A 14,684-nucleotide genomic window follows, 5' to 3' on the forward strand; every position below is an offset into this window, starting at 1 on the left:
GAGCTCTCGAAAGACTGCGGCTGATCGAAGTTGGTCATGAATGGTCGGTACATCGAACTGACGGCGTTGGCCCAGAAAACTGTTTCGTAGTGGTTGGGCGACAAAGATCCGTCGCTAGCGCGGTGGGAAACGGTTTTAAATGGCTCTTCGATTCTTGTACCAATCGACGCATTGCGTACACGGCTCACGACGTCTCTTGCGCCATCTGTGCTCGGCTGGCGAGTGAAGAAGCTGCCCCTTGCAGGTACTCGGTAGATCCTTTGCCGAGCGATAGCAGTCGCGAACGAATCTCTTCGACATCTGCTTCAGGGGATGTCAAGAATGCGATTAGGTTTTCCACGGCGGTTTCGTCACAAGGCAACCGTTCGACTGACAGAATTTTGGGATGTTTTGTCGCGTGAATATCTCCCTCATCATCGGCGAGCTCCTCATAGAGTTTTTCGCCCGGTCGGGTACCAGAAAAGACGATGTCAATTGCATTCTCGGGAAGACCGGAAAGTCGGATAAGGTCGCGGGCAAGATCGACGATTTTGACGGGCGACCCCATATCCAAAACAAACAGATCACCGCCGGTGCCCATCGAGGCTGCTTGGATTACGAGCTGGGACGCTTCGGGAATCGTCATGAAGAATCGCGTCATGCGTTCATCGGTGACCGTGATGGGGCCACCACGCTCGATTTGCTGCTTGAACAAAGGGACGACGCTGCCCGCGGAACCAAGGACGTTTCCGAAACGTACGCTCATGAATTGTGTCTTTGATCGGCAACTGATGGCCGAGACATACATTTCCGCGACGCGTTTGGTTGCCCCCATGACGCTTGACGGGCGAACCGACTTATCGCTTGAAATCAAAACAAACTTAGAACAACCGTGTCTATCCGCTGCGTCGACGACTGACTTCGTTCCCAGCACGTTGTTGATGACGGCTTCGCGGACGTTCTTTTCCATCAAGGGAACGTGTTTGTGAGCGGCGGCGTGAAAAACAACGGCAGGTTTATAGCGATCGAACACTTCGTCAATTCGCTCGCGGTCGCGAATGTCGGCGATGACGGTTTCTTGGATCGTTTGTCTGCCCAGTCGATTTAACTCATTGTCGATGTGAAAGATGCGGTTTTCTCCACGCCCCAATAACACGAGTCGTTCTGGGTTGAAGCGATGAACCTGTCGGCAAATTTCTGATCCGATACTCCCTCCGGCCCCTGTCACGAGGACAGTCTTTCCGGTGATCAAATCACGGATGTCGCCGAGGTCAAGTTCGGCCGGTTCGCGCCGAAGCAAGTCTTCGATATTGATGCTTCGAGTCGGGATCGTTTTCGTGCCATCCATCCGCTGTTCGAACTTCGGGACGATTTGCAATTCAATATCGGTTTTCTTGCATTGATCCATCAACTCTCGCATTACCTTGCCAGGCAACAACTCTGTGTGGACAAGAACCTTTGACAGGTTGTGATAAGTTGCGATCTGTTCAAGATGATCGAGCGCACCGAGCACCTGGAATCCGCCGGCAGTTTGGTTCTTTTGCTTTTTGGAGATGGGGTTGACCGAGATCAATCCCACAACTCGAAGTGGTAGGCGTCCGTGAGATTGGATTTGGCCGGCCAGAAAGATCGTTTCGGTGTCGATACCGACGAGTGCGGTCGCTTGGTACTGATCGGGACGCCAGACCGGTCGCAACACTTCGTCAAAGACTCTCCAACTCGATCGTAGCCCACCGATCACGAGTAGGCTTAATAGCATGTCAGAGATCAAGACCGAGCGGGGAATGCGAACGTTGTGGCTAAAGTAGTCTGCCGCCAGCAAAACCAAGAAACAAATCAAGCATGCCCGAGCGATGCCGATAAGGTCACGGAAGCTGACCATCCGCCACCATCCATGCAACTGACCACCGATCCCAAAGATGATGATCTTGATTCCGACGATGACCGGAAGTGTTACAAAGAATCTGACCCGATAGGTATCTGGGATTTTTAGGTCGAAGCGTAAAGCGAACGCGAACGTATAGATTGCCGAAAATAGCACCAAGTGAACGATGCCCAAAATCCATATTCGATTGGACAGAAGGAACCGTCGAAATCTCGATTTCAAAGACGTTGATTCGGTTGATCGCATGAGATGCCGCCAAAAATGCTTCACCCCGGCAACGCATCGGAGGCTCAATCGCAACAATGGATGTCTGCGATTGGAGGTGTCCGGGTTGTCAGAGCCGTCGGTGCTATTGATCCGATTCGCTGTTTTGAATTTGTTGATCGAGTAACGATGCGACTTCGATCAATGATGATTCGGAGCGTTCCAGCCCGGTGTCTTCCGTCTCGAGCATGAATTTCATCAGCGGTGGCCATTCCGTTTTGCCCCAGCAGACTTTACGTCTCAAAAGACGGTGTTGAACACGATCTAAAAACACATGCTCGCCCAATTGAAACCAGTAGAGCACTTGAATTTGTCTGCCATCCTGCTTGAAAGTCAGGATCTTCGCGGGAAATGATTTTTCCGGCGATCGTTCGATTTGAATGTCGTTGGTGTCGATCAACTCCCATCCACTTTCGCGGTAACACTGCTGGGGAAAGTGAAGCCGTAAATAGTCGTCGGTCCAAACGGCATGGACCAAAACATCGGTCGCTTCCTCGTTACGATAAACTCGATCAACACCAGACTTCGCACAAAGGATTTCGCGAAGTCTGGGGTCCGCCGGCAGGTTCGTCCCGGACCAACTACCGAGCGTCAACGGCATTTCGGCGAGGTCCTTTTTTGGGGGGACCACCGATCCCATTTCGTATCCTTCGCGGATGTAGGCAACCGCAAAATTGCTGGCGACCAACAAGACGAGTACGAAAACGCTTTTCGAAACAATCCTTCTGTTCATTTCGCCAATGTTCTCACGAGGTGGCAGTTAAAAAGACGCGTCCGCACGGTCGTCACATTTATCGATCAACACGGTCCCGGCGATCTGATGCTCCCATGCGGGAATTGCGTCAAGGGCGCGGTGCATTGACGGAATCCGACTGACGTCCCGGCGTGCGGCAAACAAAATTCGATCGACATGAGGGCAGAGGTAACCCACGTCAGCAGACGTCAAGATCGGACCTGCGTCGATCACGATCACGTCGGCATGGCTTCGAAGTTCGCTAAGCAGTGGCCCCGCGTTCCCTTCGACGAGCGAGTCGATCGTCTGCGAATTGCACTGTCCGGCGGAGACAATTTTCAATCCGGGAATGGTCGATTCAAGGATTGCCGTTTCGACCTCGACTTCTTCACGCAATATTTCCGACAGTCCAATCTGATTATCAGCACCGAACATTAGATGTTGTCGGGGCCGGCGTAAGTCAAAATCGCAAAGGATGACGGAACGAGATTTCGAGGCCAAGCCACGGGCAAGCTGAGCGGCGACAGTCGATTTTCCTTCGCCCCGAACCGTGCTGGTCACTAGCAATACCAAGCAATCGGCATCGCGGCTGTCGTAGGTTCCGATCATGGTTGCGCCGACACGCTTGGCCGCTTCGTGCAGTCGGTTCTGCCATTGTTGACCTTTGCGGCTCTTGGTATTGCCAATGTTTTTCAGTGCCGATCGGGGAATCACCGGTAGGGTGCCAACCACCGGGATCCCGGTCTTTCCGTCAAGACCTCCGGCACAGCCGACACGTCGCTGGGCGAAGTCCAGGCCGAGAATCAGACCGAACGGAACAAGGAAGGCTAACATCCCACTTGCCCCAGACATCCCGACGCGTTTTAAAAAGCCGGCGGGCTGCAGTTCCTCCGCGGATTGGATTTTTTCCACCCGTGGACGGGACTCAAGCTCGACTCGAAGTTCCTCGCATTGCCGCCCGATTGATTCGATAACGCGATCGAGTTGGGCGAGTTCGGCACGCTCCATTTCCACCTCAATTGAACTGTTGCCAACCTTTCGGAACTCCTGCATTAGCCGTGACTCTTCTTGTGTCAGTTGAGCCAGTAATTCTGTCGTCACTGGAAGCTGCGCTTCGAGTTGAGCGACCCGCTCCTCCGTTTCTTTCTTCGCCAAATGCATCCGGGCTCGCTCGCGGATGGGCGCAACCGCGAGAGCTTCCTCGATGATTTGTTCGCGCCGTTCGTTCAGCGCTTTGTCGATCTCCGCTTGGACTTGGCGGTAGGGGGATTTGGCGTCCGAGCGAAACGCTGCTTCCGCTTCGGTCTGGGCGCGAAAAGAACTCATTTTGTCACGGACCAGCTCGTTATAGATCCGGTCCTGTGCGATCAGGCGGTCAATCTCCGATTCTTCCAACCAGGACTCGGTCGGCTCCTGAGACACAGTCTCCTCGGAAGGCAGGTCCTCGCCGGGACGCCGCCCGTCTGCCAATTCATCACCCGGTTCGGCCAAGGCATCGCCTCGACCCTCCCGCCGCAGGGTCGAAAGTGAGGCCCGCAGCGCGGTGAGTTGTCCCTGCATTGCAAGTTTTTCTGACTGATGCTTGATGAGTTCTCGGCGAACGTAACCAAGTTCTTGGACCAGCATTTGTTGCTTAATCGCCAGGGTGGCTGAATCACCGGTCCCGAATTGCTCCACCAAGTTCTTGAGATCGTTGCGTTGGCGAACCGACTGTTTGAGTTTCTCGTCGAGTACCTTTTCAATTCCGGTCAACTTTGAAAGACGCAACGACTTCTCGCGATTGACAACTTCATTGAGGTAGGCTTCGACGGTCGAGTTGACGATCGCAATGGGATTTGCTTCGAGCGGCGCGACCGTCGAGATCTTCATGATCTCTGTGTCTTTGGGGGTCGTTACTGAAATGTTATCGAGCATCCATTCGATCGGACGCTCTTCATGAAGGACACTCGAGTCCGACAACGCCTGGTTGCGCAGGGCCGCCGTCATCACCATGTGAGTTTGAACCATTTCCCGCTGAGTTCCCTGAAAAATTTCAAAGTCCACCGGCTCGGCGCCATCGAATACCAAGTTGGTTTCCGTCGCCGAGAGGCGAAGGATTGCGGATGCGACGTACTTCTCCGGCAGTGACGTGAAAACTGCGATCGCGACCGCAACGCCGATCGGAAAGCCGATCATCGCGGCGAGCACACCCTTTCGGCGAAGTGTGTGCAGGAAGTCCTTCGGATCAAGTTGAGCGACGTCGTTGTCGGAGGGAACAACATCACTCGTATTCCAACTCGGTGGGAGCGAAAGTTGCTTTTCTTCAGTGACAGGGGCGATCATTCTGCATTCTCAACAAAACTGAGATGATGTAACTGCGACGTTCGATGAGTGATTCAAGCGGTCGTTGACTTGATGGTCCCGATGGGAACGTATTCATCGTGTTCGGCAGGAAGTAGCTGGCGAAAGAGCGTGATCACGCCCCAGACCATTCCGGCCGCGAGCGGAAGCATTAGGAAGCCAAAGAAGTCGTGGAAGACCGCTTCGGCGAGACTGGAGTCTGCATATTGGTACAAGATTCCGGTCGCAACAATTCGGATGATGTTCGCCAGTACGGCGGCAGGGATTGCCATCATGACCGCGAGCGCACCTTCGAGCTTGTCATCGAGCATGAGCGCCGCTGAGACACTGACAGCCAGGAACAACACGGTCGATCGAAGTCCCGAACAGGCTTCTTCGACTCCCAGCTCGGTATTGGTTAGTACGATCACATTGCCGAACGACGCGGCCGGGATGCCCAACGTCTGAAGGATGAAAGTACTGGCAATCGTTGCCGTCCGCTGCAGCGCGAGGTTGCCCCAGCTGGCCATAAAGTCGGGCAACGGAATCATGAACGGAAGGATGATCAATGAAGGCCAAAGCCACTTCAGCATCGGGATTCCGCCGATGATTAGTACGATCCCTGCCAAGCAAATCGGAAGTGACAAGGGAGAGAGAACCGGATCGGACATGTACGCGGAAAACCCACGCATCACGACCGACAGAACGATCAGCGGGAGGCCGATCCAGAATTGGCCGCGAAGCTCTTGGTTGGCAAACAAGGCTCGTCGGGACCAGGCGAGATAAATCGCAAACGGCACGACGAAGAAGCCATGAATGTAGTCCTGGTTCCCCCACCAACGACCGGCGAGCTGAAGGAGGACGGACCAATAGGTCAGCAGCACCGCGATGCAGATGATCGCGGTGGCGATAAGCCATCGCGCCGCAAGCGGATTCGAAGTTGCTGACGGGGGCGATTGGTCGGATGACCGGTCGCCCATCGTTGGCTTGCCGGAGGGCTGCGTCGTCGCAACCGATGACGGTGTGTTTGTCATGGCTCTGTCTGAAATGGCTCGATTTGAATCTGAATGGCCGAATGATCAGGTTTGATGGCGATCGCGTTAGGGAGAAGGTTCAGGTGGGTGGTTGGCTACGGCGCGGGGGAAGGGGGGGAGCGATAAAGCAGTGTTTCGTGCGGCTGCGGCTTCGTTTCGTGCGGCTGCGGCTTCGCCACCGTCGGTGACAATCTGAGTCAACGATCCCTGGATTGGGTTGTTAATGAGAATCACTATCAGTATGGTACTCTCGATATCACTTGGCGAAAGGGTGCAAAGCGAAAGTAATTCTTCGCACAGACTTCATCGGATCTGCTCTCGACCATCCCATGTGACGGTTACGCTTAGGCGATCTCCAACGAACCTAGTCGCTGTGGTGATATTGAAGTGTGATTGCAGTCGAGTTGCAATTGGGGGTTGCCCGAATGACTGAATCTCGGCGATAGTTCTACTTGCACTCTCGACCTCGGTGAAGACATTTTCCCGCTCGGATTCATAAGCCTTTCATGAAACGAACCGTCAACTCGAAACTTGTCATCGCACTCTCCGTGTTGGTGGCCATCGCGGTGATCTCCGTCTTTAGTTTGCACCGCATGCAGGCCGGCCGGACCGCCGGCTTATTTCTCAACGAGGCCCGTGATGCGGCCGCAGAGGAAGAGTACGCAGAAGCCTTGCGCAGCTATCAGTCGCATCTGCGACTCGATCCAGATTCGACGGAAGGTCTCCGTGAACTCGGTGAACTGTATCTAAAAATCGGTGAACCGAGTTCGGCAGCGGAGCAGCTCGAGCGCTTGCTGATCATTAAGCCAGACGATCGAGAGTCTCGCCGAATGGTGGCGAAGGCTTTGTTGCTAACCGGGCGATATTCCGATGTAAAAGATCACATCGATCGACTCGATGAGAGCGACGAGGACGCAGAGCTTCAGGAATGGCTCGGTCGCTGTGCGTTAGGCGAAGGAGCCTACGAAACGGCCTCCGATCGCTTTCGCGCGGCATTAGAAATCGAACCCGACAGAATCGACGTGTATCCGATGCTGTCGGCTGCCTACAGGCGCCAACCCGGAAGGGAATCGGAATCCCAGAACGTGATGGAGGAGCTGACCGAGCTGAATCCTTCTTCGGCACGCGCCCATTTTTTGAAAAGCGGCTATCACATCCGCGAAGCAGACGTCGCCGAGGCGAGCGGGGAGCGCGAGCGGGCGCGTGAAGCGGCGTCAATCGCGCGGCAGCACGCGATGCGAGCTGCCGAACTGGATCCCGATAAGCTGCCGTACCTTCTATTGCATGCCAGTTGTGAATCGAAATTAGGAGATTTGGATTCCGCGTTGACGCTGCTTCGCAATGCCGTTGAACAGCATCCGAGTGCGGCCGAGGCTCATTTGCAGTTCGCCAAAGTCTACGCGATCAAGTCCGGTGCAGAAGGCGCCGCGTCGAGCTTGGAGCAGGGAATAAAGGATGTCGAGGGCCCCGGGAAGCGGGAGATGCTGATCGCCTTGGCAAACTTACAACTCGACAGTCAGCAGCTGGACAAGGCCGATGTTGTGATCAAGCAACTCCAGACGTTTGAAGGCGCAGAAGCCGAAAAAGGATACCTGGCGGCACGTCTGGGGCTGCAAAAGGAGGATTTTAAATCGGCGATCGCGAAGTCGAAGGAGGCAATCCTTAAATCGGTTGATCGACCGTTGTTGTTGAAGCAGTTGCATTACGTGCAAGGGATGGCGTTTCGCCAAACGGGCGACTATCGATCGGCAGAAGATGCTTTTAGGCAGGCGATTTCGACAGATCCGAACTGGGTTGACCCACAGCTTGCACTGGTCGAAACACTGAGCTTGCTCGATGAGACGGAGGCTTCCTATCAAGCCCTCGAAAAAGCCGTGTCGCTGCCCGGTGTTCCTGCCGCAGCCTGGTTGGCCTATGCCCAAGCGACGGTGCGGCAAACACTCGTGCAAAATCGCAACCGCAGGAACTGGGCCAAGGCGGAGGCGGTACTCGAAGCCGCGGCCAGGCGATTACCAGGTGATGCGCAGATCGCGTCGCTGAAAGCGTCGGTACTCAGTCAGCAGGGAGATACCGCGGCGGCAGCTGACCTGCTTCAAGAAGTACGCTCGGAAGCCGACGCGCCCGAGCAAAAATTGGTCGTCTTCATTAGCGAAGCCAACCTCGCGATCAAAATGAAGAATTGGGATCGTGCCGCTTCGATCATCGCTCAAGCCGAAAACGAATTTCCAGGAAAACCGACGATCGATTTGCTGAAATGCACGAAAGCGATTGCTCAGGATCCTCAAGGAGCCAATGCAACCTTCCGGCGGGTCGTCGATCAGTCCTCGTCGATGGAATCGGCAAGCCAGCGATCGTTGCTAGGCGGACTGAGTGCCTTGGCCGGTCGATTCGAGCAATGGGATCTCGCTCGGTCTGTCGTCGAGACCGCGTGCCAACGTTTTCCCAAAGACGTATCGCTCCGCAACATCGCATGTAGTCTCGCCGTTTCATCACGAGACATTCCCTGGTTAATGCAAGCGACCGAGCAACTAAAATCGATCGAAGGTGAATCGGCGACGTGGCACTTGTCAATCGCCCAGGCCACCTGGCTGGTTGTCAAAAACGAAAACCGTGAACCGAGTGAATCAGAACTGCAACAGATTGAGTCTCATCTTGAGCAAGCGAAAACGAAGCGATCCGATTGGCCTCTGCCTTATCTCTTGGAGGCAGACGTCGCCTTAAGCCAAAAACAGAACGAAAAAGCCTTGCACGCTGTGACGACGGCGATCGATCAAGGAGTTCGAACGCCGAGTGCGATTCGCACCGCCGTAGCCCTTTCCTACGAGGCAAAGGATTATGACCGAGCGAGTGAACTGTTGCAGTTAATCGACGCCGATCAAATCACAAAGTTTGAAGGATTAGGGCGGACCGCATCGCTGCTTTCGATCGGCGAAAAGGATCACCAAGCCGCCCTCGAAATGGCGCGACGGACGGCCGCCGATTCGACCGATGCGAAGGATCACTTGTGGCTCGCGCGGCTAACCGAAAGTTTACTTTCCGATGCAAATCCGGAGGATTCCGAGACGCTGCAAACGGAGGTCCGGCAAGCGTATCGCCAAGCGCTTAAGCTCGATCCGAAAAATGGTTTAGCTTGGATCGGACAACTAGCGTTTCTCAACCGCTATGCCGACGCCTCCGAAACCGAGGCTGCCTTCAAGGCGTTCCGTCAAGCGATCGGTGATTCCGATCCGTTCTTGATCGCCCAATCACTTGACGCGCTAGGCAAGACGGAGCGAGCGATTGAGTGGTTTGGAAATGCGATCGACCAGACGCAAGACGTCACGGAGTCGCAATACCAATTGGCGATTGATTACTTCATGTCTAACCGTAAGTACGAACTGGCGTCACAGCGTTTAGCAGAATTTGCAGATCGCGGTGACGTTAGCGAACCCGCCAAAAAGTGGGAGCGACGGACGAGGGCAACCTTGGCCATCGCGGCCGGCAATCTCTCTTCACGCGAAGCGGCGATCACGCTGATTTCAAAGAATTTGAATGATGACCCCGATAGCTTCGAAGATCTGCGGCTTCAAGCGTTGCTGTATCAAGTTAATGGTGAGACGCGGCAGGCCGTCAAGAGTTGGAAGCAGGTTGCTCAGTCACCGTCGAGTCGAGCTGACGATCACTACCAGTATGCGATCTCATCGTTTGCGACCGAGGATTGGAGTCGAGCATCCGAACAAATTCGTCTTGCTATCTCGAAAACAAATCTTGACGCACAGCGACGTCTCTTTATCGGTACCTACGTCTCATGGATGCTCTCTCGTAATGAACTCTCCGAGGCAGAGCTTTGGATTGATCGATTCGAAGAAATCGATGACGGAACGGGGGCTTACTTGACGTTGCGAGCACGATTGAACGCTCGCCGAGGGCGCCACGCCGAAGCGATCGGCAACCTAAAACAATGGATTATCGCCGAGGATGATCCCAACCGCGTCACGGGACGTCGGATCGAGGCGGCAAGATTGGCCAGTCAGTTGGCGAAGTTGGGCGATCAAGCGACGGCTGAAAATCCGGTCCCCGATTTCGAAGAATTTGAAGATCAGCAACTACGCCTTGTCGCCGAACAGAACGATTCGCTTCGCTACTACTTGGTGCGTTCACTGCTGCGAAGAAATCAAATAGACCAGGCGATTCGGTTGCTTGGCGATGCTCCGTTGAAAACCGAGGAGTTAAGCCTCGCTGTCCCCACAATCGACGCATTCGTGGTCTCTGGGAAGCTCTCCGATGGCCAGCTTGCGACGATCGATTCTCGAGTGGATTCACTTATTAACGAGTATGGTGAGTCGTTTGCGCTACTGGGGATCAAGGCATCGGCTAAGAAAGCTGCGGGGGACTTCGAAGCGGCCGAGGCAATATATCGGGGGATCCTAGAGCGAGAACCCGAGAACGCGGTTGCGCTCAATAACCTGGCCGTTCAGTTGCTCGATCAGGAGGGGCGTGTTGATGAGGCGGCGTCACTCGCCGACAAGGCGATTGCCAGTGCCGGGCCGGTGCCTGCGTTGCTTGACACCCGCGCGACGATCGCGATCGCACAGGGTGAATCAGAACAAGCACTTCAGTGGCTTTCTAAAGCGCTGCCAGCCGGGAATGCCGGACCTGCCGTGTTCTTATTTCACCGAGCGGCGGCGCTGCACAAGCTTGGACGTGAAGCGGAAGCACGCGAGTCATTTGAGACAGCCATTCAGGCCGGGCTAAATCAACAAGGGTTGGGAAAGCGTGAACGTCGCTGGTTCGAATCCTTGCAGGAAGCATAGGTTTCAAAGCGGAACTCATGTGTGAGTTCTCCGTCAGAGCTTAAGTATTCGTCCGGCCCCGAGCTCTGCCGCCAGGCGCAGCAGGACCCCCGCCGCAATCTGCGACGAGCATTGTTTGGGCTTTGGCTTCTGCCGCGCCGTTGCTCGGCGGTCATCATTGACCGTAGTTCCCTATAGTTCTTCGTTGGCAACATCGGCCTCGTTTGCATCCTAATAAACGCGGCTTTTCATTTCGTACGATTCGGTCGTGCTCAGCTCACGACGGTTTGACTCGCCATCGAACGAATGACCTGAGCGACGCGTTGGAGGTCGTGCGGCGTCATCTGCGAACCGCTCGGCAGACAGAGACCTCTCTCGAATATCTTTTCGGAGACTTTACCGCCGGTCGCCTCGCAGTCGGCAAAGAGGGGCTGCCAATGCATCGGCTTCCAGCATGGCCGTGACTCTATGTTTTGATCTTCGAGGGCAAGGCGTACTTGTTCGTTCGTAACACCAAACAGTTCAGGATCGATCAACACGCAGGTGAGCCAGCAACTTGACTGACCGAATGCCGCCTCGGGAATGAACTGCAGTCCCGGAAGCCCGCCGAGGTGTTCGCGATACCACGCGTAGATTTCGCGTCGACGCTTGACGCGTGATTTGAGTGCTTTCAGTTGGCCACGGCCGACCGCGGCAAGTAAGTTGCTCAATCGATAATTGTGACCTGTTTCGCTGTGTTCATAGTGCGGTGCCGGGTCTCGTGCTTGGGTCGACCAAAATCTCGCCTTCTCCGCCCAGTTTTGTTGGTCAGTTACAAGCATTCCGCCACCGCTTGTCGTGATCATCTTGTTGCCATTAAATGAAAAGCAACCGATGTCACCTAGTGACCCAGCGTTCCGATCCCCGTAGGTCGCCCCGAGCGACTCTGCGGCGTCTTCAATTAACGTGACATCGTATTCTTCGCAAACTTGGCGAATGGGGGCGTAGTCGGCGCACTGGCCAAACGCATCGACAGCGACCACGGCCTTAGCCGTTCGGTGAGTTTGACGCAGAAACTCAAGTGTTTGTCGGAGTTTGGCCGGATCCATATTCCAGCTTTCCCACTCACTGTCGACAAAGATAGGTGTCGCCCCGGTGTATCGAATCGCGTTTGCCGGGGCGACAAACGTCAGCGTAGAAACGGGAACGAAGTCGCCCGGACCGACTCCGGCAAGTCGCAAGGCAAGGTGAAGTGCCGCGGTGCCGCTGGAGACGGCCACGGCATATTGGGAGCCGACGTATTCCGCAAACTCACGTTCAAAAGCATCCAAGTCCGGGCCGACTGGTGCGACCCAGTTGGAATCAAATGCACGCAAAAGGTTCGCACGGGCCTCGGCTGCCATGTGTGGTGGCGAAAGGTAAATTCGATCCGTTGATCGATTCGGCGTTTGTCCCATCGTGTTTTGGCTTTGTGTGGGAGGAATGCACAGGGGGAAACTCTATCGAACACATCGTCAGTGAAGCGAGCGGCTGGGCTAGAGGGGCGGATGGCACCGGGCAGGCACACCGCTGGCGGTGATTCCAGGTGGCAGTTGATTGACCACCGTTGCTCCCGCCCCAATCACGCTCCAATCACCGATTTTGATACCGACCACCGTGGAGGCCCCGGTGCCCATCAGGACGCCGTCGCCAAGTTCGACCGTTCCGGCAAGCACGCTTCGCGGAGCCAGGTGTGCAAAGTCGCCGATCGAACAGTCATGCTCAATCGTCGAAGATGTATTGACGATCACATGGCTGCCGAGTCGAGCATCAACTTGAATTGCTGCGTGCGGCAGCACGACAGTCCCATTGCCGATCTGGACTGTATCGGCAACATAAGCGGTAGGGTGGATAAGTGTCTGCCAGTCGAGCGCGAGCGTTGCCGCCAATGTCTGGCGTTGTCGATTGTCACCAATCGCGATAATCGCTGGCGCGCCGTCTGGGATCGAAGACGGAGGTCCGGTGATCGGAACACCAAGCACAGACTTGCCCCAAAGTTGTTGGCAGTCATCAAATATGCCTGCGATCGGAATTCGAAGGTCGCGGAGGAGTTGGGCGATCACTTTTCCGTGCCCACCCGCACCGATGATTGAGCAAGGATTGTGTTGCACTGGTATTCGCTGCGATGGGATTGTTGGGAACCGGCCGATCAGGTGGCGGTACGACGATCGCCCGCTTCCGACAAGTTCGTTTGTGGGCGAAAGTCGCTGCACGGTCGTTCGTTGCTGCACGGTCGTTCGTTGCCGCACGGTCGTTCGTTGCCGCACGGTCAAGCGGGCCGCAGGTCAAATGGCCGGGAGTCTAGCTGGGCCTGTTGGATCAAGAAGGCTTGCGAGTTCTGATCCGACCCATGGGTTTCAAATTTATTGCAGTGAGAATCCGTCGCAATAGCAGGCGAAGCCAGTACGGTGATTCGTCCCGAGATTTTCCGAGTTCTTAAAGAACCAGTCCTGAAGGAAGTTTCGTTTTGTCCTTTGGAGGGGTGCGGCGGGCGGTGATCGTTGGTCGGTTGCCCCGACCCGACCAATTCTGCGGACTTCGCGAGTTCTAGGGGGCTGCTTTTTCTCTACTTGCGAGATATTTTCATTATCAAATACGACCGCCGCAAATCATGGTTCCGGCGGATGACCCACCATTTACGATTTACTGGAGAACCCACCATGACTTCACTGCGGAAGATGTTTGTCATTGCCGCCTGCGTCACCGCAATCGCTGGCACTGCCGCCTCTGCGGTTGCCGCCCCTCTGCTGCCTGCGACGGCGTCGGATGCTCGTTTCGGATGGAATTTCGGCGACACAGGCTCGATCAACTCTGCCTGGAATGCCTTTACAGTTCCGGCGGGTGCGCCGGGTAACTTGCCGGATGCTGGTTCGTTCGGATCGGGGGAATTCAGCGTCCTTACGTCCAACGGGGCAGGGGCGTTCATCACCAGCTCGGGGAACCTTTACGTCTCGGGTGGGCCGGCTGACTTTGATGTGTCAATCGACACCTCGGATTTGACCGGAGACTTCACGCGCGTGGTCGCTCAAATCAAGACTCAGGGAACTGAAATGGATCCCAGTTCGCTCCTGCTCGGCGGGATCGCGCCGTCAATCGGCGGCGTGGTTGACGTTCAGCCACTGGGTGGTTTCGGCGGGGCTGCGGTTGATTATCTCGCTATTTGGGATCTGACAACGACGAGCGGGCCGGGCGCCAACTTGACTTTGGAGTTCGGTTCTAACGGGCCGCACATGTCCTTGGATCAGTTGCAGATCGATGCGTTCTCCCAGGCGTTCGCTTTCACGACTCCGTCGGCCATTCCCGAGCCGGCGACGCTCCCATTGCTGGGGGCGCTGGGGGCCATCGGAGCATTTTCGCGTCGTCGTCGTCGTCGTGCGTGAAGTCCGGGCTTTTCCTTAGGTGCACTCAAGCACAATTGGTCGGTATGACCATACGAAATCGCGAGCAGTCAATGGCTCGCGATTTTTTTATGCAGCTTTTCCCGCTTGTGACGACTTTACGTCCCCATGGACACTTGTTATTTTTACTGAGAGTAATTCTCAACAAGGTATCGATACTAGCCAGCGATTGCCAGAAAGACGATTCGGACGAACGCCTGCTCGAAAGCAGCGGCTCAGCCAGCAACGTTGACCTTCCGAGATGTTTGCCCCCTTTCGTTTTTTTGGAGAACACACATGTCT

General features: G+C 55.3%; 8 protein-coding genes. 2 read left to right on the forward strand and 6 right to left on the reverse strand.

The genetic code is table 11. From position 1 onward, the window contains the following. Positions 1 to 184: 184 nt before the first annotated feature. From FYC48_RS20105 to FYC48_RS20120, 4 genes are all read right to left on the reverse strand, one after another. Entirely contained in the window at positions 185 to 2,020 is a 1,836-nt protein-coding gene (locus FYC48_RS20105) for a polysaccharide biosynthesis protein (RefSeq protein WP_160149651.1), read from the reverse strand. A 193-nt stretch (positions 2,021 to 2,213) separates the two neighbouring features. Beyond that, on the reverse strand, positions 2,214 to 2,861 hold the full coding sequence (locus tag FYC48_RS20110) for an exosortase C-terminal domain/associated protein EpsI (RefSeq protein ID WP_149498583.1): 648 nt from the start codon (positions 2,859 to 2,861) through the stop codon (positions 2,214 to 2,216). A gap of 27 nt (positions 2,862 to 2,888) precedes the next feature. Then, positions 2,889 to 5,183 carry a polysaccharide biosynthesis tyrosine autokinase gene (locus tag FYC48_RS20115; protein ID WP_149498584.1) on the reverse strand — a complete coding sequence of 765 codons (2,295 nt, stop codon included), beginning with the start codon at positions 5,181 to 5,183 and terminating at the stop codon, positions 2,889 to 2,891. A 53-nt stretch (positions 5,184 to 5,236) separates the two neighbouring features. After that, on the reverse strand, positions 5,237 to 6,214 hold the full coding sequence (locus FYC48_RS20120; RefSeq protein ID WP_149498585.1) for an exosortase/archaeosortase family protein: 978 nt from the start codon (positions 6,212 to 6,214) through the stop codon (positions 5,237 to 5,239). Positions 6,215 to 6,720: 506 nt separating this feature from the next. Between FYC48_RS20120 and FYC48_RS20125 the strand changes: the two genes are divergently transcribed. Beyond that, entirely contained in the window at positions 6,721 to 11,007 is a 4,287-nt protein-coding gene (locus FYC48_RS20125; protein WP_149498586.1) for a tetratricopeptide repeat protein, read from the forward strand. Positions 11,008 to 11,258: 251 nt separating this feature from the next. On the opposite strand, the gene FYC48_RS20130 is transcribed toward FYC48_RS20125, so the two are convergent. After that, positions 11,259 to 12,422, reverse strand: a complete 1,164-nt coding sequence (locus FYC48_RS20130) for a DegT/DnrJ/EryC1/StrS family aminotransferase (protein WP_149498587.1) — start codon at positions 12,420 to 12,422, stop codon at positions 11,259 to 11,261. Between the two features lie 78 nt (positions 12,423 to 12,500). After that, positions 12,501 to 13,115, reverse strand: coding sequence for an acetyltransferase (locus tag FYC48_RS20135; protein WP_160149652.1), 615 nt, complete (start codon positions 13,113 to 13,115; stop codon positions 12,501 to 12,503). A gap of 549 nt (positions 13,116 to 13,664) precedes the next feature. Between FYC48_RS20135 and FYC48_RS20140 the strand changes: the two genes are divergently transcribed. Then, a complete protein-coding gene (locus tag FYC48_RS20140; protein ID WP_160149653.1) occupies positions 13,665 to 14,384 on the forward strand; it encodes a PEP-CTERM sorting domain-containing protein in 720 nt (239 codons plus the stop codon). Positions 14,385 to 14,684: the final 300 nt, after the last annotated feature.

This window comes from Roseiconus lacunae (genome assembly GCF_008312935.1).
Taxonomy (GTDB): Bacteria; Planctomycetota; Planctomycetia; order Pirellulales; family Pirellulaceae; genus Stieleria; species Stieleria lacunae.

Excerpts from the sequence above, each read along its gene's own strand:
- FYC48_RS20115 (WP_149498584.1), bottom strand. The coding sequence starts at position 5,183 with ATGATCGCCCCTGTCACTGAAGAAAAGCAACTTTCGCTCCCACCGAGT.
- FYC48_RS20130 (WP_149498587.1), bottom strand. The coding sequence starts at position 12,422 with ATGGGACAAACGCCGAATCGATCAACGGATCGAATTTACCTTTCGCCA.
- FYC48_RS20120 (WP_149498585.1), bottom strand. The coding sequence starts at position 6,214 with ATGACAAACACACCGTCATCGGTTGCGACGACGCAGCCCTCCGGCAAG.
- FYC48_RS20140 (WP_160149653.1), top strand. The coding sequence starts at position 13,665 with ATGACTTCACTGCGGAAGATGTTTGTCATTGCCGCCTGCGTCACCGCA.
- FYC48_RS20125 (WP_149498586.1), top strand. The coding sequence starts at position 6,721 with ATGAAACGAACCGTCAACTCGAAACTTGTCATCGCACTCTCCGTGTTG.
- FYC48_RS20110 (WP_149498583.1), bottom strand. The coding sequence starts at position 2,861 with ATGAACAGAAGGATTGTTTCGAAAAGCGTTTTCGTACTCGTCTTGTTG.